Here is a 17239-nt window from a genome sequence, read left to right as displayed (position 1 = left end):
GGCCGGGGCGGCGGCGGCGGCACCGGCGGCGCCGATGACGGCGAGCTTGGCGCCGACCTCGGCGGTCTCGTCCTCGCCGACCACGATCTCCAGGAGCACGCCGGAGGCGGGCGCCGGGATCTCGGTGTCGACCTTGTCCGTGGAGACCTCAAGCAGCGGCTCGTCGGCCTCGACGGTCTCGCCGACCTCCTTCAGCCAGCGGGTCACGGTGCCCTCGGTCACCGACTCGCCCAGGGCGGGAAGGATGACGTCGGTGCCCGTGGCGCCACCGGCCGGAGCGGCGGCGGGGGCCTCGGCGGCCGGAGCGGCCTCGGCGGGGACCTCGGGGGCGGCGGCCGGGGCAGCAGCCTCGGCCGCGGCCGGAGCGGGGGCGGCAGCCGGCGCACCGGTGCCGTCGTCGATGATCGCCAGCTCGGCGCCGACCTCGACCGTCTCGTCCTCGGCCACCTTGATGGAGGCCAGGACGCCGGACGCGGGCGCCGGGATCTCGGTGTCGACCTTGTCGGTCGAGACTTCGAGCAGCGGCTCGTCGGCCTCGACGCGCTCACCCTCGGCCTTCAGCCAACGGGTGACGGTGCCCTCGGACACGCTCTCGCCGAGCGCCGGCAGGGTTACGGAAACCGCCATGGTCGCGGTTGCTCCTTACGAATAGTGCGGATGGTGGTGCGCTCGGGACTCAGTCGTGCGAGTGCAGCGGCTTGCCGGCGAGGGCCAGGTGGGCCTCGCCGAGAGCCTCGTTCTGCGTCGGGTGCGCGTGGATGAGCTGCGCGACCTCGGCCGGGAGGGCCTCCCAGTTGTAGATCAGCTGGGCCTCGCCGACCTGCTCACCCATGCGGTCGCCGACCATGTGGACGCCGACAACGGCACCGTCCCGCACCTGGACGAGCTTGATCTCGCCCGCGGTCTTGAGGATCTTGCTCTTGCCGTTGCCCGCGAGGTTGTACTTCAGGGCGACGACCTTGTCGGCGCCGTACAGCTCCTTGGCCTTGGCCTCGGTGAGACCGACGGAGGCGACCTCGGGGTGGCAGTACGTGACGCGCGGCACGCCGTCGTAGTCGACCGGCACGGGCTTGAGACCGGCCAGCCGCTCCGCCACCAGGATGCCCTCGGCGAAGCCGACGTGCGCGAGCTGGAGGGTCGGGACGAGGTCACCGACGGCCGAAATGGTCGGCACGTTGGTCCGCATGTACTCGTCGACGAGGACGTAGCCGCGGTCCATGGCGACCCCGGCCTCCTCGTAGCCCAGACCCTGCGAGACCGGGCCCCGGCCGACGGCGACGAGCAGCAGCTCGGCCTCGAAGGTCTTGCCGTTCTCCAGCGAGACCTTCACACCGTCGGCGGTGTACTCGACGCCCGAGAAGCGGGAGCCGAGGGAGAAGTTGATGCCGCGCTTGCGGAAGGCGCGCTCCAGCAGCTTGGAGCTGTTCTCGTCCTCGACCGGGACGAGGTGGGGGAGCGCCTCGACGATGGTGACGTCCACGCCGAAGGACTTCCACGCGGAGGCGAACTCGACGCCGATGACGCCGCCGCCCAGGACGATCGCGGACTTCGGCACACGGTCCAGGACCAGCGCGTGGTCGGAGGAGATGACGCGGTCGCCGTCGATGGCCAGACCCGGCAGGGACTTCGGCACGGAGCCGGTCGCCAGCAGGATGTGGCGGCCGGTGTAGGTCTGTCCGTCGACCTCGACGGTCGTCGGGGAGGACAGGCGGCCCTCGCCGGTCACGTAGGTGACCTTGCGGGAGGCGACCAGACCCTGCAGGCCCTTGTACAGGCCCGAGATCACGTCGTCCTTGTACTTGTGGACGCCCGCGATGTCGATGCCCTCGAAGGAGGCCTTGACACCGAACTGGGCGCTCTCGCGCGCCTGGTCGGCGACCTCACCGGCGTGCAGCAGCGCCTTGGTGGGGATGCAGCCACGGTGCAGGCAGGTGCCGCCCAGCTTGTCCTTCTCGATCAGGGCGACGTCCAGACCCAGCTGGGCGCCCCGCAGGGCAGCGGCGTAACCGCCGCTACCGCCTCCGAGGATCACTAGGTCGAAAACGGTGCTGGCGTCGTTCGCCACGTCACGTCCTCCATGCATGGGTACGCCGTTGCCGGTCGTCGGTGACCGGGCGGCGGCTGTCGTTCGGCCGCTTTTTGCTTCGGCCCTGTACGGGGGGCCCTGTCCTGCCGAGACAACATCTTCGCACTTGTTGACGGACAGCGGGACGCCGGGCCGGGCTTGCGGGACGACTGATACGTCACCTTCGGCGGGTTACTCGTGCGTACGGGTGCGGGGATTTCGTTCTGGGCGAACGCGGGGCACGCGGGGCGCGGCGCGGCCCCGGAGCGGCCCCGGCGGGGGCTCGCTCCAGGGGCACGCTCGTGCGAACCTACGAACGGACTCAGCCGAGGTCGCCGTCGGCGGTGCGCTCCGCGAGCCGGACCAGGGTGCGCACGCCGGAACCGGTGCCGCCCTTCGGGGTGTAGCCGTAGGGGGCGTTCTCGTGGAACGCCGGGCCCGCGATGTCCAGGTGCGCCCAGGTGATGTCCTCGCCCACGAACTCCTTCAGGAACAGGCCGGCGATCAGACCGCCGCCCATCCGCTGCCCCATGTTCGCGAGATCGGCGACGGGGGAGTCCATGGTCTTGCGCAGCTCGGCGGGGAGCGGCATCGGCCAGGCCTGCTCGCCGGCCTCCTCGGCGAGCTCGTACAGCGAGGTACGGAACGCCTCGTCGTTCGACATCACGCCGAAGGTACGGTCGCCCAGCGCGAGGACCATGGCGCCCGTGAGGGTGGCGACGTCCACGATCGCGTCCGGCTCCTCCTCCGAGGCGCGGGCCAGGGCGTCGGCCAGGACGAGCCGGCCCTCGGCGTCGGTGTTGAGGACCTCGACCGTCTTGCCGCTGTACATCGTCAGCACATCGCCCGGACGGGTGGCCGTGCCGGAGGGCATGTTCTCCGCGAGCGCGAGCCAGCCGGTGACATTGACCTTCAGCCCGAGCCGGGCCGCGGCCACGACCGCGGCGAACACGGCGGCGGCGCCCGCCATGTCGCACTTCATGGTCTCGTTGTGGCCGGCCGGCTTGAGGGAGATGCCGCCCGAGTCGTAGGTGATGCCCTTGCCGACCAGGGCCAGGGTCCGCTCCGCCTGCGGGTGGGTGTGGGCGACGCGCACCAGCCGCGGCGGGTTCGCCGAACCCTGGCCGACGCCCATCAGGCCGCCGTAGCCGCCCTTGAGCAGCGCCTTCTCGTCGAGCACCTCGACCTTGAGGCCGAACTCCTTGCCGGCGGCCTGGGCCTGCTCGGCGAAGGTCTTCGGGTTCAGGTCGTTGGAGGGGGTGTTGACCAGGTCGCGGGCCCGGTTGACCTCCTCGGCCAGGGCGGTCGCGCGCTCGATCGCGGCCTTGTGCGCCTTGTCGCGGGGCTTGCCGCCGAGCAGTGCCACCTCGGCCAGCGGCGCGCTCTTGTCGGCGTCCTTCTTGCCGTTGCCGCTGCCGTTGCCGTTGGTGCGGTAGGCGGTGAAGGCGTACGCGCCGAGCAGCGCGCCCTCCGCGACCGCCGCGAGGGCCTCGACATCCTCGGCGGGCAGCGCGAAGCCGGCCTTCTTGGTGCCGGTCAGCGCGCGGGCCGCGGCACCGGCGGACCGGCGCAGCGCCTCGTGGTCGTAGCCTTCGCCCTTCTCGGGGGCGTCGCCGAGCCCGACCGCCAGCACGACCGGGGCCTTGAGCCCGGACGGAGCGGGGAGCTTGGTCGTCTCGCCCTCGCCGCCGGTGGCGCCGAGGGTCTCCAGGACGGCGGCGAGCCGACCGTCGAACGCCTGGTCCACGGCTTCGGCGCCCGGAGCGACGAGGGGGCCCTTGGGGCCCTTCGCCACACCGATCACGATGGCGTCCGCGCGCAGCGTCGCCGCACTGGAAGTGCTGAGAGTCAGAGCAGACACGGTGGTGGGGTCCCTACTTCCGTTGAATTCTCGGCCGTTGGACGGTTCGGCCGCACCCTGGGCATCGTATGCGCCGTTCGCCCGGTGCGTGCTGCGGGGTTGGGCGCGGGTTTTCCCGGGTTTCGCCCCGGGCGCGCCGGGGCTCGCCGGAATGCGGCGCTCCGTGCCCGGCGGGCGCGGGCTTCCGGCGGGCTCAGCCGAGGGTCAGGGCCACCAGGGCCGCCGTCGCCGTCGTCTCGGCCACCGCGCCGAAGACGTCGCCGGTCACCCCGCCGAACCGACGGACGCAGCGGCGCAGCAGGACCTCGCCCGCGAGCAGCGCGGCCACTGCGGCGAGACCGGCGCGCAGCGCCCCGTACGGGCCGGTGGCGGCGCCCGCCGCCGCGCAGACGACCACGCTCAGCGAGGCCACCGCGAACGCCCGGCCCCGGGGCAGCACCTCCGCGACCGCCGCGCCCAGCCCGCCGGGGCGGGCCGGGGGGACGCCCGTCCGCGAGGCGAGGGCCATGCCGGCGCGCGCGGTGACCCCGGCGACGAGAGCGGCGAGGGCGCCGAGCGCGGGACGCTCGCCGAACAGCCGGGCGTACGCGGCGACTTGGGCGAGCAGCGCCAGCAGCAGGGTGACCACGCCGAACGGTCCGATGTCGGACTGCTTCATGATCCGCAGCGCGTCCTCGGCGGGCTTGCCGCTGCCGAGTCCGTCGGCGACGTCCGCGAGCCCGTCCAGGTGCAGGGCACGGGTGAGGACGGCGGGCAGCGCTACCGCTGCCACGGCGGCGAGCAGCGGTCCCGAGCCGAGCAGCAGCAGCACCGCCCCGGCACCGGCCGCACCCGCACCGACGACCACCCCGGCCACCGGCGCCACGGCCATCCCCCCACGCGCGGCCGCCCGGTCCCAGCGGGAGACCCGTACGGGCAACACGGTCAGCGTCCCGAAGGCGAACCGCAGGGCGTCGCCCGGAGAGACGGAAGGGACGGGGGCGGGAGCCGCGGCGGGAGTGTCGGACATGGTGCGGCACCTTATCCGGTGGGTCCGGGGCACGGTGTCCGGTGGGCCCGGGGTGCCTTGTCCGGTGGGTCCGGGGCGCCGGGACGTGCCGCCGGGCCGACGGGGCGCGGCCTTGCGGGGTGCCGGGTCGGGTCGTGCGGGTGGTGTCCGGGGCATGCCGGGGTCGGCCCCCCCCGCAGCCTCCGCCCCGAGGGCCGTGCGCGGTCGGCCCGGCCAGGGACCCGGGTGGCGCTTGCGGGGAGCGGTGCGGATCCGGGTGTGGGCCCATGGGCCGGGTCGTTCGCCTGCGCGCGGGCGGTCGTACGGGCAGGGGCTCGGCCCTGCGTGCGGGCCGCGGCCTTGCGGGGTGCCGGGCCGGGCCGTACGGCGTTGCCCGGGGCACGCCGGGGTCGGCCCCCGGCCCCGGAGTGCGCGGCCGGCCGCCCCGCGCTTCGGGGCCGGGGGCGCGGTCGGAACCGGGGTGGGTGGCTGTGCGTTGCCCGGAGGGCGTTCGCTTGCGTGTGCTCGCCGTGCGGTGCCGTCGGGCGGCGGTACGTTGCCGGTGAGGGCTGATCAGGAGCGGAGCGAAGGCGCGTCAATGGGGCACTGGCTGGAGCGGAACATCGTCGCGCCGGGCAAACTGCCGCTGCTGCTCGCGCTGGCCGCGTTCGTGCTGACGTTTCTGGTGACCCGGGTCATCACCCGGCTGATCCGGGCCGGCAAGGGCCCGTTCCGCAATATCCGGCCGGGCGGGCTGCACATCCACCACGTGGTGCCCGGCATCGTGCTGATGGTCATCGGCGGTTTCAGCGCGGTGGCCTCGGGCCGGCACGGTCTCGCGGCCTCGGTGTCGGCGGTGGTCTTCGGTACCGGCGCCGGGCTCGTCCTCGACGAGTTCGCGCTCGTCCTGCACCTCGACGACGTCTACTGGACCGAACAGGGCCGCAAGAGCGTGGAGATCGTGGTGCTGACGGCGGCCCTGGTCGCGCTCGTGCTCTTCGGTTTCCTGCCGTTCGGCGTCAACGAGCTGACCCCGCAGGAGCTGCACGACCGCCGCGTGGTGATCGCGAACGTGCTCGTCAACTTCCTCATCGCGCTCTTCGCGCTCGCCAAGGGCAAGCCGCGGATCGCCCTGATCGGCTCGGTGGTGCCGTTCGTGGCGCTGGTGGGCGCGGTCCGGCTGGCCCGGCCGGGTTCGCCGTGGGCCCGGCGCTTCTACCGCAACCGCCCGCGGGCCCGCCGCAAGGCCCGCGTCCGCGCCTGGCGGCACGACGCGCGCTGGGCGGCCGTACGCAACCGGCTTCACGATCTGGTGGCGGGCGCCCCCGACCGCTGACCCCCGGCGCGGAAGAGGTCGCGGCGGGGCTTGCCTCTTCGGCGCACTTCGTCCACCGCGCACAGCAGCAGGACCGACAGGACGGCCGCGATGTGCTCCTTGCCCGCGAGATTGGGTTTGACGAACACCTCGACCACCATGGCCAGCACCACGGCCGCGCAGGTGAACCAGGCCCGGTAGCGCCAGGAGATGTACACCGCGAGCCCCACGACCGCCGCCGACGGGCCGGTGTCGATGACCTTGGCGGCCTCCGGCGGCAGCCCGAAGGGGGAGGCGGGGCCGATATGGACGGCCAGTCGCGCGTACATCGTCCCGGCGAGCGTGGCGAGGTAACCGATGGCCAGCGTCCGCCACTTGCCCAGGGTGAGCTCCGCGATCCCGAAGACCAGCAGGACCTGCGCCAGCGCCCCCCAGACGGGCAGGTCCAGCGCGGGGACGAACAGCGACAGCGGGGTGCGCAGCAGCGCGAGCCACCACGGCAGTTGGGCCTGCACCGAGCCGATGCGCTGCACCGGCTCGTAGCCCCAGGACTGGTTCTGGACGATCTGGAAGAGCGCGGTGAGGGCGACGGCCGAGAGCGTCATCGGGATCGCGCGCAGCCGCCGGCGGACGAGCGCCGTACGGACGGTCCCGGCCAGCGGGCCCCACTCGGCGCGCGCGGCGCGGCGCAGCGCCGCGCGGTTCATCGGCGGCTCTCCAGATGCTTTCGGTTGAGCCACTTGGGCAGGCCGGGTGCCTCCAGGAAGCCCTCGGCCCGTGCGCTCGCGACGCCGATCCGCAGCAGGTCGCTGCTCTTCTCGAACAGCATGAATCGAGGCTCCCAGATGGGGCGGTATTTCGCATTTGCTCGGTAGAGGGACTCGATCTGCCACCAGCGGGAGAAGAAGCTGAGCAGCGAGCGCCACGCGCGCAGGATCGGTCCGGCACCCAGCCGGGAGCCCCGCTCGAAGACCGAGCGGAACATCGCGAAGTTGAGCGAGACCTGGGCGATGCCGTGCTGCCGGGACGCCTGCAGCAGCTCGATGACCATGAACTCCATCAGCCCGTTCTCGGAGTCCCGGTCGCGGCGCATCAGGTCCAGCGACAGGCCCTTGGGCCCCCACGGCACGAAGCTGAGCAGCGCCCGCAGCCGGCCCTCGCCGTCGAAGCACTCCAGCATCACGCAGCGCCCGTCGGCGGGGTCGCCGAGCCGGCCCAGGGCCATGGAGAAGCCGCGCTCGGTCGCGCCGTCGCGCCAGTCGTCGGCGTGCCGCAGCAGCTCGGCCATCTCCTCCTCGGGGATGTCCTCGTGGCGGCGGATGCGCACCGTGTAACCGGCGCGCTTGACGCGGTTGTAGGCCTGGCGCACGGTGCGCATCGCGCGCCCTTCCAGGGTGAACTCCGCGGTGTCGACGATGGCCTCGTCGCCCAGCTCCAGGGCGTCGAAGCCGTGGCGCGCGTAGATGGTGCCCGCCTCCTCGCTCGCGCCCGACACCGCGGGGATCCAGCCGTGCGCCCGGGCCTCGGCCAGCCACAGGTCTATCGCCCCGGGCCAGGCCTCCGGGTCGCCGAGCGGATCGCCGGAGGCCAGGGAGACCCCGCCGAGGACGCGGTAGGTGACGGCGGCCTTGCCGCTGGGGGACCACACGACGCTCTTCTCGCGGCGCAGCGCGAAGTAGCCCAGCGAGTCGCGGTCGCCGTGCCGGTCGAGCAGGGCGCGCAGCCGCTCCTCGTCCTCCGGGGTGAGCGGGTCGGCCGCCGGGCGGGCGCGGAAGGCCGCGAAGACCACCGCGAGCAGCAGCACCATGCTCAGGATGTTGATGAAGACATCGACCCAGCCGGGCGTGGCGATGCCCGGCGGGGTGTCGTCGGTGGCCAGCCAGACCAGGTGGACGAAGCCGTAGTACCAGCGGTCCAGGAAGGTCGAACGGGCGCTGTCGGACGCCTCGTTGGTGGCGGTCACCAGCAGGGCCGCGGTCAGTGAGGTGACCAGCAGGCCGCCCACGGCGACCACCGTCGCCAGCACCGGGTTGGCCCGGTCGCCCTTGGCGTAGAACTCGCGGCGGCCCACCAGCAGGGCGAGCACGAACAGCCCGGTGGCCGCGGTGGAGAACCAGTTCAGTCCGTGCCGGTTGAACTCGGGGAGGAACATGGCCCACACGAGCACCAGGAACAGCAGCCCGGCGAGCACCAGGTTGAGGATCCACGCGGCGCGCTTGCGCCGGCGCAGCGTGACGGCCATCACGAACGACCACAGCGCCGAGGCGAAGCCCGCCGTCAGCAGGTAGGGAGTGAAGAACTCGTCGACGTTGTGCCGGCGGATGCCCGCGCCGATGGACACCCACATCGCGCCGAGCAGATTGACGAACGTGACGACGCGCAGATACCACACGGCGAACGCTGCGCCGCGCCGCGGCCAGCGGCCACCACGCGCTCCCTCATCCGGAGTCAAGCGGACTTCTCCCAAGAAATGCGGTCGTTCGGGGCGTCCGGTGCGGCGCTCCCCGTGCTCCCCCGGCCCTGTGACAGGCCGGGGGAGCGGCGCTGGTCAGGCGCGCTCGGGAAGTTCCGCCGCCAGGGCCGCGGCCGCCTGCACCATTGGCAGGGCGAGCAGCGCCCCTGTCCCCTCGCCCACTGTGACGCCATGATCGAGCAAAGGGTTGAGTGCCATCCGGTCAAGTGCTTTCGCCTGGGCCGGGTCGCCGCTCGCGTGCCCCGCCAGCCACCAGTCCGGCGCCCGGAACGCGACCCGCTGCGCGACCAGCCCGCAGGCCGCCGAGACCACGCCGTCGAGGATCACCGGGGTCCGCCGCACCGCGCTCTGCAGCAGGAAACCCGTGGCCGCGGCCAGGTCCGCGCCGCCGCTCGCCGCGAGCAGCGCCAGCTGGTCCCCGAGCACGGGACGGGCCCGGCGCAGCGCGTCACGGATCGCGGCGCACTTGCTCATCCACGCCAGGTCGTCGATGCCCGCCCCGCCCCGGCCGGTGACCACCGAGGCGTCCGTCCCGCACAGCGCGCCGATCAGGGTGCCGGCGGCGGTGGTCCCGCCCACGCTCAGATCGCCCAGCACCACCAGGTCGGTGCCGGCGTCGGCCTCCTCGTCGGCGAGCGCCGTCCCGGTACGGAACGCGGTCTCCGCCTCCTCGGCCGTCAGCGCGTCCTCGATGTCGATACGGCCCGAACCCCGGCGCACCCGGTACCGGGTGACCTCCTCGGGCAGTTCCGCCGGATCGCAGTCCACGGCCATGTCGACCACGCGCAGCCGCACCCCGGCCCGCCGGGCCAGCACCGCCGCCGCGCTCTCCCCGGCCAGCGCCGCCTTCACCAGCTCCACGGCCCCGCCCTGCGGCCCGGCCGAGACGCCCAGTTCGGCGACCTTGTGGTCCCCGGCGAACACCAGCGCCGTCACCCGCTCCACGGGCCGTACGCTCGCGGACCCCTGCGCGGCGGCGAGCCACTCGGCCAGCTCGTCCAGCCGCCCCAGCGCGCCGGGCGGCGGGCCCTGGCGCGCGCGCCGCGCCTCGGCGTCCCTGCGCACCGCGGGGTCGGGACGCTCGATCAGCGTGGCGAAGTCATCGAGATTCAGACCGCTCATCCGCGAAAGATTACCCGTGGGGGATGACGGTATCCCCGTGCGCGGTGCGGGGACGCGGGCGGAGCGGCCCGGCCCGTACGGCCGGAGCCCCCGGCCGCGCGCCGCCCCGGCCTGCCCCTCAGCCCCGCAGCAGCAGCGCCTGCCCGGCCACCACGAGCAGCACCTGCTCGCACTCCGCGCCCAACGCCGCGTTCAGCTTCCCCAGTTCGTCGCGGAAGCGGCGGCCCGCGGCCGTGGCCGGCACCACGCCCGCGCCGACCTCGTTGGAGACCGCCACGACCGTCCGCCGGGTGGCCCGTACCGCCGCCACCAGTTCCGCGACCCGCTCCGCCAGCGCCCGCGCGCCGCCGGCCGCCCACTTCTCCTCGTCCCAGGCCCCCACCGCGTCCATGGCGTGCGTCAGCCACAGCGCCAGACAGTCGATCAGCAGCGGGGGGCCGTCCGCCGCGAGCAGCGGCACCAGGTCCTGGGTCTCGACGGTGCGCCAGGAGGCGGGCCGCCGCTCGCGGTGCAGCGCGACGCGCTCCGCCCACTCCGGATCCCCCTCGCGGGTCCCGCTCGTCGCCGCGTACAGCACGTCCGGGAACGCCTCCAGACGCCGCTCGGCCTCCACCGACTTGCCCGAGCGGGCGCCGCCGAGCACCAGGGTGCGGCGCGGCAGGTCCGGCACCGCGTGGTAGTCGCCGACGATCAGCGTCGTGCCGTCGGGCACCGCCCGCGCGCCCGCCGCCGCGAGCCGCCGGTGCAGCTCGCGGCCCGGGGGCACCTCGTGGCCGAGGTGGACGGCGAGCACGTCGGTGGTCGCGGTGACCGCGCCCGCCGCCCGCAGCCGGGCCAGCCCGTCCGGCCGCCCGAGCACGTCGAGCAGCACCATCCCGTACGGGGCGGCGGCCTCGCGCAGCCCGGCCGGGGCCGTGCCCGGCGGCAGGTACAGCAGCCGTTCGCCGTCCGGCGAGGTCACCGCGTACCCGGTGCCCGGCGCGTCCAGCGGCACCGCCCGCACCCGGTGCCCGCTGATCAGCGCCAGTTCGCGGCCGTCGGGCACCCGGCCCGGCGCGGGCAGCCCCGGCGGCAGCTCGACGGCCGGACCGTTCTGCGGGTGCGAGAGCAGCACCTGGCGCACCCCCGCGATCGACCGCCCCGCGCGGGCGGCCGCGAAGGCCGGGCCCGGGGTCAGGTCCAGCAGCAGCACGCCGTCGACGAGCAGCGCGGTCGCGGCCCGCGCCTCCTCGCCCACGGCGGTGGCGCAGGACGCGCAGGGGCAGTCGGGGCGGGGCAGCCCCTGGGGGGCTCCGGTGCCGAGCAGAGTCACATCCACGCACTGATCGTCTCGCGTCCGGGGGCCCGCAGCGCGCGGGGCTCACCCTTTCACGCCGCCCGGGGCCGGTTAGGCTGCGCTCGCGAGAACGTGACCGGCAAGTGCGTGAACCAGTGATCCAGGGCCCCAGGAGGCGGACATGGCGTGGACGTGGCGGTTCGAGACGGCGGACGGGACGGAGACGGACCCGGCGGTGGAGCCGGAGGACTTCACCACCCAGGGCGACGCCGAGTCCTGGATCGGCGAGTACTGGCGGCAGCTGCTGGAGGGCGGCACCGAGCAGGTCACGCTCTTCGAGGACGGCACGGAGGTCTACGCGATGAGCCTGCGCGCGGCCGCCGAGAGCTGACCCGCCCCGGCCCGCCGTCCGTCCCGGACCCGGCGGCGGGCCGGCGTCCCGCTTCAGAGCTGGCCCAGGGTCACCGGCACTGTCCGGCTCGCGCCGTCGCGCTCGTACGTCACCTGGGCCGTGTCGCCCGGCTTGAGCGGGGCGAGCGCCTCCAGCAGCGACTGCATCGTCGTGATCGGGCTGCTGTTGACCTGGGTGATGACGTCGCCGGCCCGCAGCCCGGCCTTCTCGGCGCCGCCGCCCTGGGTGACGGAGACGACCGCGACCCCGGCCGGCCGGTAGTCCGGTCCGACGATGGTGCGCCCGGTGACGCCGAGCGCCGCCCGGCCCGACTCGGTGACCCGGCCGCTCTTGATGATCTGGTCGGCGATGGTGCGCACCGTCGCGGCGGGGATCGCGAAACCGATGCCGGGTGCCGCGCCGTTGCCCAGCTCCGGGTCGGTCGCGGCGAGCGTCGGGATGCCGATGACCTGCCCGGCGAGGTTGACCAGGGCGCCGCCGCTGTTGCCCGGGTTGATCGCCGCGGAGGTCTGCACCATGTTGGCGATCGTCGCGCCCGTACCCCCTCCGCCCCGGCCCTCGCTGACCGTCCGTCCGACGGCCGAGACGATGCCCTGGGTGACGCTGGAGGACAGGCCGAGCGGATTGCCCATGGCCAGCACGATCTGGCCGACCTCGACCTTGGCGGAGTCGCCGAGGACGGCCGGTTTGAGGTTCTTGGGCACCTCGTCGAGCACGACCACGGCCAGGTCCTGCTCCGGGTAGCCGGCGACGAGCCGGGCACCGACCGGCCCGCCGCCCGTGGCGAGGGTGACCTTGAAGGACGTCGCGTCGCCGACGACGTGCGCGTTGGTGACGATGTGGCCCTTGTCGTCGTAGACGACGCCCGAGCCCAGCCCCTGCCCGGTCGTGATCTGCACGACGGACGGGAGCACGTCCTTGACCACCTTCTCGTAGGCGGCCTGGAGGTCACCGGCAGCGCCCGGCGCGGCCGGCGCGGCGGCCGCCGAGGTGCTGGGGGCGGCCGAACCGCCTTGTTTCGAAGGGGCGTTGGAGCATCCGGTGGCGGCGAGCGCCGCCGCGCACAGCACGGCGGCCGCGGCGAGCGGAAGCCGCCGGAGGCGGCGGGAAGCGCGTGAGACAGCCATGACTGCGAGTATTCCGCCGCGCGGGGCCGCTGTCCCGGCCGTGATGGCCATACGGATGGCTGTCCGGAGGGGGTACGGGCGGCCACGGCGCCGGAACGGGGGCCGGCGGCGCGGGGGCGTACGCGCCGGAGGCCGGGCGCGCGGTGCGCGGCGGCGCTCCCGCCCGCCCGCCCAGGGGAGCGCACGGACGTACGGCCCCGGCGGGCCGCCCGCCGTGCCTACCCCCGCACCCCGCACAGATGCAGCAGCGCCGCCACCGCCCGGTACGGGTCCGTGCGGCCCGCGCGTTCCTCGGCGGTCAGCAGGCGGGCCAGGGCGGCGTCGTCCGGCGGGAGGGCGCCGTCGGGGGACAGGTCCGTGAAGACCCGGACGCCGTACCACGCGCGCAGCGGCGTCCCGATCCCGGCGAGGGTCGCGGCCAGCGTCTCCCGCCGGTCCGCACGCACCGTCAGACCGAGGCGGTTGACGTAGGACGGGGAGTCGAAGGCGGCCAGCGCCGTGTCCCAGTCGCCGCTCAGCCCCGGCCGCAGGGCCAGCGCGTCGGCGTTGCGGACGAGCAGCGACAGCAGTCCGCCCGGCGCGAGCACCCGGGCCAGCCCCGCGAGCATCGGGTCCGGCTCCGGCACGTACATCAGCACGCCGTGGCACAGCACCACGTCGAAGGAGCCCGGCAGGAAGTGCGCCCCGGTGTCCCGGCCGTCGCCCCGCACGATCCGCACCCGCTCTTGGACCCCGGGCGCCTCGGCGGCCAGTGCCTCGCGGAGGGCGGCCGCCATGCGCGGATCCGGCTCCAGGCCCGTCACCTCGTGGCCGGCACGGGCCAGCCGCAGCGTCTGCGTACCCTGCCCCGGGCCGACGTCGAGGACCCGCAGCCGCCGGCCCACCGGGAAGCGGGCGGCCAGCTGCTCGTCGAGCTGCCGGGCGACGAGTTCCTGGCGGACGGTGTTCCGTAAGCCCCCGAGCCCGCGCAGCCAGGACGCCGCACCGGGGGCGAAGCCGGCGACGCTCACGCTCTGGGCTTCTCCCCCCGCTTGACCTGGGGCTTGGGCAGCCGCAGCCGGCGCATCTGGAGCGTGCGCATGAGCGCGTACGGCACGGCGCCGCGCAGGTTCTCGTCGGGGAAGCGCTTCTTCAGCGCCCGGCGCAGGGTGACGGCCGTGATCACGGAGTTGATGACGATCAGGGCGATCACGATCATCCACAGCAGCAGCACGAAGGTCTGGAACGTGCCGCGGTTGATCATGCTGAGGATCAGGATGAGGACGGCCAGCGGCAGGAAGAACTCCGCCACCGAATAGCGCGCGTCGACGAAGTCGCGCGCGAAGCGGCGGACCGGCCCCTTGTCGCGCAGCGGCAGGAACCGCTCGTCGCCGTTGGCGAGCGCCTCGCGCTGCCGGGCGAGGTCCGCGCGGCGGGCCTCCCGGCTGCGCTTGGCGGCGTCCTTGCGGTTCGTCGGGGTGGACGCCAGGCTGCGGCGCTGGGACGTGGCCTCGCTGCGCTTGGGCGTCGGGCGGCCCTTGGGGGCCTGCGGGTCGCGGGGCTGCTTGGGCTGGGCCGCGGACGCCTTCGCGGCGGCGGCCTGCTCATCCTTGGAAGTGGAACGGCTTCGGAACACGAAACCCAAGGGTACGGGGTGCGGGCTCCGGGCAGCAGGCCCCCGCTCCCCGGACCGTCTCCTAGTCCTTGCGCCGGATGACCGTGACCTTGTGATCGTCCTGGAGGAGGAGCGCATCGGAGCCCGGACAGTGCGTCAATGGAAGCAGGGCCCGTAGTGTGGGGTCTGATAGTTGTGCTGGAGTACCGAGTCCGTCAGAAGGGGGCGCCGGAGGCCCATGAGCGGTGTCATGAAGCGTATGGGAATGATTTTCCGCGCGAAGGCCAACAAGGCCCTGGACCGGGCCGAGGATCCGCGCGAGACCCTCGACTACTCGTACCAGAAGCAGCTCGAACTGCTGCAGAAGGTACGCCGTGGCGTCGCCGACGTCGCCACGTCACGCAAGCGTCTGGAGCTCCAGCTCAACCAGCTGCAGGGCCAGTCGTCGAAGCTGGAGGACCAGGGCCGCAAGGCGCTCTCCCTCGGCCGCGAGGACCTCGCCCGCGAGGCGCTCACGCGCCGTGCCGCGCTGCAGCAGCAGGTCAGCGACCTGGAGACACAGCACCAGACCCTCCAGGGCGAGGAGGAGAAGCTGACCCTGGCCGCGCAGCGCCTGCAGGCCAAGGTCGACGCCTTCCGCACCAAGAAGGAGACCATCAAGGCCACCTACACCGCCGCGCAGGCGCAGACCCGCATCGGCGAGGCGTTCTCCGGCATCTCCGAGGAGATGGGCGACGTCGGCCTGGCCATCCAGCGGGCCGAGGACAAGACCGCGCAGATGCAGGCGCGGGCCGGTGCCATCGACGAGCTGCTCGCCTCGGGCGCGCTCGACGACCCCACCGGCATGGCCAAGGACGACATCACCGCCGAGCTGGAGCGGCTCTCCGGCGGCAACGACGTCGAGCTGGAACTGCAGCGCATGAAGGCCGAGCTGTCGGGCGGCAGCGCCCCCAAGCAGGCCATCGAGGGCGGCGGTGCCGGCCAGAACGCCGCGCAGAACCACGCCGCACAGCCGCAGCAGCAGCCGCAGCAACAGCAGCCGCGCCTCGACAAGTAGCGCCAAGCAGCGCCGACCGGCGCCGGAGCGAGGGAGACCGTCGTGATCGTACGGATCATGGGGGAGGGCCAGGTGAAGCTGGCGGACAGCCACTTCACCGAGCTCAACAAGCTGGACGACGAGCTGCTGGAGGAGATGGAGAGCGGCGACGAGCCGGGCTTCCGCCGTACGCTCGGCGCCCTCCTCGACGCGGTGCGCCGTCTCGGCGAGCCGCTCCCGGACGACGCCCTGGAGCCGTCCGAGCTGATCCTGCCGTCCCCGGACGCCTCCTTGGACGAGGTCCGGGACATGCTCAGCGACGAAGGGCTCATCCCCGGCTGACCCCGGCGCCGCGACGGACGGCCCCCGCGCCCCGGCCGGTGCCGTACTCCAGCACACGCGGCACCCCGCTCCGCCTCGCGCGGGGCGGGGCTCGTGCGTCCGCGCCCGGGCCGCCGTCGGCGCCTGCCGCCCCGACGGGACCTCCATGACGACCCCCCTCGCCCGCCCGTGCCGCTGGCTGCGCGCGCACCCGGCCGCGGCCGACGCCCTGCTCGCCCTCACGGTCCTCGCGGCCGTTCTGGTCGGCTCCTTCCTCGGGCCGCGCGACGGGCAGCGGGCACCCGGTGCCGGACTCGTGCTGCTCGCCGTCGCCGGCTGCGCGGCCCTGACGCTGCGCGGCCCGTACCCGCGCACGGTGCTCGCCGTCACCTCCGCGCTGACCCTCACCGACCTCGCCACCGGCGGCGACGGCCCCCCGCGCACCCAGCTCGTCCTCGCCGTCACCGTCGCCCTGTACACCGTGACCTCCCGCACCGGGCGGCCCGCCGCCTGGCGCATCGCCGCCGTCACCGTCGGGGGGCTCACCGCCGCCGCCATGGCCTTCGGCCCGCCGCCCTGGTACGCGCAGGGGAACCTCGGCCTGTTCGCGTGGACCGGCATGGCCGCGGCCGCCGGTGACGCCGTACGCAGCCGGCGCGCCGTCGTCGCCGCGATCGAGGAGCGGGCCGTACGGGCCGAACGCACCCGTGAGGAGGAGGCCCGCCGCCGCGTCGCGGAGGAGCGGCTGCGCATCGCCCGCGAGCTGCACGACGTGGTCGCCCACCACATCGCGCTCGTCAACGTCCAGGCGGGCGTCGCCTCGCACGTCATGGACAGCCGGCCCGAGCAGGCCAAGGAGGCCCTCGCGCACGTCCGCGAGGCCGGCCGCTCCGCCCTGGAGGAGCTGCGGGCCACCGTCGGGCTGCTGCGCCAGCACGGCGAGCCGGAGGCGCCCACCGAACCGGCCCCCGGCCTCGGCGACCTCGGCCGGCTGCTCGCGGGCGTGCGCCGGGCCGGACTGCCCGTCGCGGTCGCGGCCGCGGGTCCCGGCACCCCCGGCGTCGCCACCGAGGACGCCGAAGTCGCCGCCGCGCTGGGGCAGTTGCCCGCGGCCGTCGACCTGACCGCGTACCGGCTGGTGCAGGAGGCGCTGACCAACGCGCGCAAGCACGCCGGACCGGGCGCCCGCGCGGAGGTCTCCCTGCTGCGCGGCCCCGACTCGCTGCTGCTGACCGTCCGCGACGACGGCGCCGGCCCGCCGCCCGCTCCCGGCGGCCCCGGCGGGCACGGGCTGACCGGGATGCGCGAGCGCGTCGCGGCCCTCGGCGGCAACTGCACGGCGGGCCCGCGCGCCGACGGCATCCCGGGCTTCCAGGTCCGCGCCACACTGCCGCTGCCACGAACGCGGGACGCTGGCCGCGCGGACGGCCCCGGGCAAGGGCTGCTCCGGACCCGCTGACCGCGCGGGGCGCGCGAACGGGCCGTGGTGCGCGGGGCGTGGGCCGGCGGCCGGGGCGTAGGGCGGCTGGCGGTGCGTGCTCCGGGTCCGCTGACCGGGTAGGGCGCGTGAACGGGCCGTGGTGCGCGGGGTGTTCGCGGGGCGTGGGCCGCGGCCCCGGCGTACGGCGGCTCGTGGCGCGCGCACCACC

The 17239-nt window shown here is 74.6% G+C and carries 16 protein-coding genes; 5 read left to right on the top strand and 11 right to left on the bottom strand.

Translation table 11 applies throughout. From position 1 onward, the window contains the following. The 4 genes from ACFP1Z_RS31310 to ACFP1Z_RS31295 all read right to left on the bottom strand — a co-directional run. Nucleotides 1–627 (bottom strand): biotin/lipoyl-containing protein (locus tag ACFP1Z_RS31310; RefSeq protein WP_390321113.1); only part of this gene is annotated, 627 nt, incomplete at its 3' end. Between the two features lie 49 nt (nt 628–676). Continuing rightward, entirely contained in the window at nt 677–2065 is a 1389-nt protein-coding gene (gene lpdA, locus ACFP1Z_RS31305) for a dihydrolipoyl dehydrogenase (RefSeq protein ID WP_390321112.1), read from the bottom strand. Between the two features lie 322 nt (nt 2066–2387). Continuing rightward, the gene (locus ACFP1Z_RS31300; RefSeq protein ID WP_390321111.1) at nt 2388–3926 is read right to left on the bottom strand and encodes a leucyl aminopeptidase; all 1539 of its coding nucleotides are present in this window, start codon (nt 3924–3926) and stop codon (nt 2388–2390) included. A gap of 193 nt (nt 3927–4119) precedes the next feature. Then, complete coding sequence (locus ACFP1Z_RS31295) at nt 4120–4935, bottom strand: adenosylcobinamide-GDP ribazoletransferase (protein WP_390321109.1); 816 nt, start codon at nt 4933–4935, stop codon at nt 4120–4122. Nucleotides 4936–5512: 577 nt separating this feature from the next. Here ACFP1Z_RS31295 and ACFP1Z_RS31290 point away from each other — a divergent pair. Then, nucleotides 5513–6250 (top strand): hypothetical protein, encoded by a 738-nt coding sequence (locus ACFP1Z_RS31290; protein WP_390321108.1) that lies wholly within the window; start codon nt 5513–5515, stop codon nt 6248–6250. Here ACFP1Z_RS31290 and ACFP1Z_RS31285 read toward each other — a convergent pair. The 4 genes from ACFP1Z_RS31285 to ACFP1Z_RS31270 form a co-directional block, all read right to left on the bottom strand. Continuing rightward, the gene (locus ACFP1Z_RS31285; RefSeq protein WP_390321106.1) at nt 6217–6936 is read right to left on the bottom strand and encodes a hypothetical protein; all 720 of its coding nucleotides are present in this window, start codon (nt 6934–6936) and stop codon (nt 6217–6219) included. The two genes, ACFP1Z_RS31290 and ACFP1Z_RS31285, sit on opposite strands and share 34 nt — an antisense overlap. Beyond that, nucleotides 6933–8696 carry a phosphatidylglycerol lysyltransferase domain-containing protein gene (locus ACFP1Z_RS31280; protein ID WP_390321105.1) on the bottom strand — a complete coding sequence of 588 codons (1764 nt, stop codon included), beginning with the start codon at nt 8694–8696 and terminating at the stop codon, nt 6933–6935. Before ACFP1Z_RS31280 ends, ACFP1Z_RS31285 begins: the two co-directional genes overlap by 4 nt. Before the next feature lie 81 nt (nt 8697–8777). Then, nucleotides 8778–9824 carry a nicotinate-nucleotide--dimethylbenzimidazole phosphoribosyltransferase gene (gene cobT, locus ACFP1Z_RS31275; RefSeq protein WP_390321104.1) on the bottom strand — a complete coding sequence of 349 codons (1047 nt, stop codon included), beginning with the start codon at nt 9822–9824 and terminating at the stop codon, nt 8778–8780. Nucleotides 9825–9942: 118 nt separating this feature from the next. Further along, entirely contained in the window at nt 9943–11142 is a 1200-nt protein-coding gene (locus tag ACFP1Z_RS31270) for a bifunctional adenosylcobinamide kinase/adenosylcobinamide-phosphate guanylyltransferase (protein ID WP_390321103.1), read from the bottom strand. Between the two features lie 139 nt (nt 11143–11281). On the opposite strand from ACFP1Z_RS31270, the gene ACFP1Z_RS31265 reads away from it, so the two are divergent. Beyond that, a complete protein-coding gene (locus tag ACFP1Z_RS31265) occupies nt 11282–11491 on the top strand; it encodes a hypothetical protein (RefSeq protein ID WP_390321102.1) in 210 nt (69 codons plus the stop codon). A gap of 53 nt (nt 11492–11544) precedes the next feature. Here ACFP1Z_RS31265 and ACFP1Z_RS31260 read toward each other — a convergent pair whose 3' ends face one another. From ACFP1Z_RS31260 to ACFP1Z_RS31250, 3 genes are all read right to left on the bottom strand, one after another. Beyond that, entirely contained in the window at nt 11545–12639 is a 1095-nt protein-coding gene (locus ACFP1Z_RS31260) for a S1C family serine protease (RefSeq protein ID WP_390321101.1), read from the bottom strand. Between the two features lie 218 nt (nt 12640–12857). After that, nucleotides 12858–13610 carry a class I SAM-dependent methyltransferase gene (locus tag ACFP1Z_RS31255; RefSeq protein WP_390321117.1) on the bottom strand — a complete coding sequence of 251 codons (753 nt, stop codon included), beginning with the start codon at nt 13608–13610 and terminating at the stop codon, nt 12858–12860. A 35-nt stretch (nt 13611–13645) separates the two neighbouring features. Then, nucleotides 13646–14254: a DUF3043 domain-containing protein gene (locus ACFP1Z_RS31250; RefSeq protein ID WP_390321100.1), complete on the bottom strand. Its 609-nt coding sequence runs from the start codon at nt 14252–14254 to the stop codon at nt 13646–13648. Between the two features lie 217 nt (nt 14255–14471). Between ACFP1Z_RS31250 and ACFP1Z_RS31245 the strand changes: the two genes are divergently transcribed. The 3 genes from ACFP1Z_RS31245 (at nt 14472) to ACFP1Z_RS31235 (ending at nt 17049) form a co-directional block, all read left to right on the top strand. Beyond that, nucleotides 14472–15290, top strand: coding sequence for a PspA/IM30 family protein (locus ACFP1Z_RS31245; RefSeq protein WP_390321099.1), 819 nt, complete (start codon nt 14472–14474; stop codon nt 15288–15290). A 42-nt stretch (nt 15291–15332) separates the two neighbouring features. After that, nucleotides 15333–15611 carry a PspA-associated protein PspAA gene (pspAA, locus tag ACFP1Z_RS31240; protein ID WP_390321098.1) on the top strand — a complete coding sequence of 93 codons (279 nt, stop codon included), beginning with the start codon at nt 15333–15335 and terminating at the stop codon, nt 15609–15611. Nucleotides 15612–15756: 145 nt separating this feature from the next. Then, nucleotides 15757–17049 carry a sensor histidine kinase gene (locus tag ACFP1Z_RS31235; protein WP_390321096.1) on the top strand — a complete coding sequence of 431 codons (1293 nt, stop codon included), beginning with the start codon at nt 15757–15759 and terminating at the stop codon, nt 17047–17049. Nucleotides 17050–17239: the final 190 nt, after the last annotated feature.

The organism is Streptomyces gamaensis (assembly GCF_042656465.1).
Classification (GTDB): Bacteria; Actinomycetota; Actinomycetes; order Streptomycetales; family Streptomycetaceae; genus Streptomyces; species Streptomyces gamaensis.
Note: the sequence above shows the minus strand (reverse complement) of the source record. Positions and strands in the feature narration are given on the sequence as shown.

Bases quoted from the DNA above. Each gene is read 5' to 3' on its own strand.
- ACFP1Z_RS31295 (WP_390321109.1), bottom strand. From the start codon at position 4,935: ATGTCCGACACTCCCGCCGCGGCTCCCGCCCCCGTCCCTTCCGTCTCT.
- ACFP1Z_RS31260 (WP_390321101.1), bottom strand. From the start codon at position 12,639: ATGGCTGTCTCACGCGCTTCCCGCCGCCTCCGGCGGCTTCCGCTCGCC.
- ACFP1Z_RS31245 (WP_390321099.1), top strand. From the start codon at position 14,472: ATGAGCGGTGTCATGAAGCGTATGGGAATGATTTTCCGCGCGAAGGCC.
- cobT (WP_390321104.1), bottom strand. From the start codon at position 9,824: ATGAGCGGTCTGAATCTCGATGACTTCGCCACGCTGATCGAGCGTCCC.
- ACFP1Z_RS31285 (WP_390321106.1), bottom strand. From the start codon at position 6,936: ATGAACCGCGCGGCGCTGCGCCGCGCCGCGCGCGCCGAGTGGGGCCCG.
- ACFP1Z_RS31265 (WP_390321102.1), top strand. From the start codon at position 11,282: ATGGCGTGGACGTGGCGGTTCGAGACGGCGGACGGGACGGAGACGGAC.
- ACFP1Z_RS31235 (WP_390321096.1), top strand. From the start codon at position 15,757: ATGACGACCCCCCTCGCCCGCCCGTGCCGCTGGCTGCGCGCGCACCCG.
- ACFP1Z_RS31290 (WP_390321108.1), top strand. From the start codon at position 5,513: ATGGGGCACTGGCTGGAGCGGAACATCGTCGCGCCGGGCAAACTGCCG.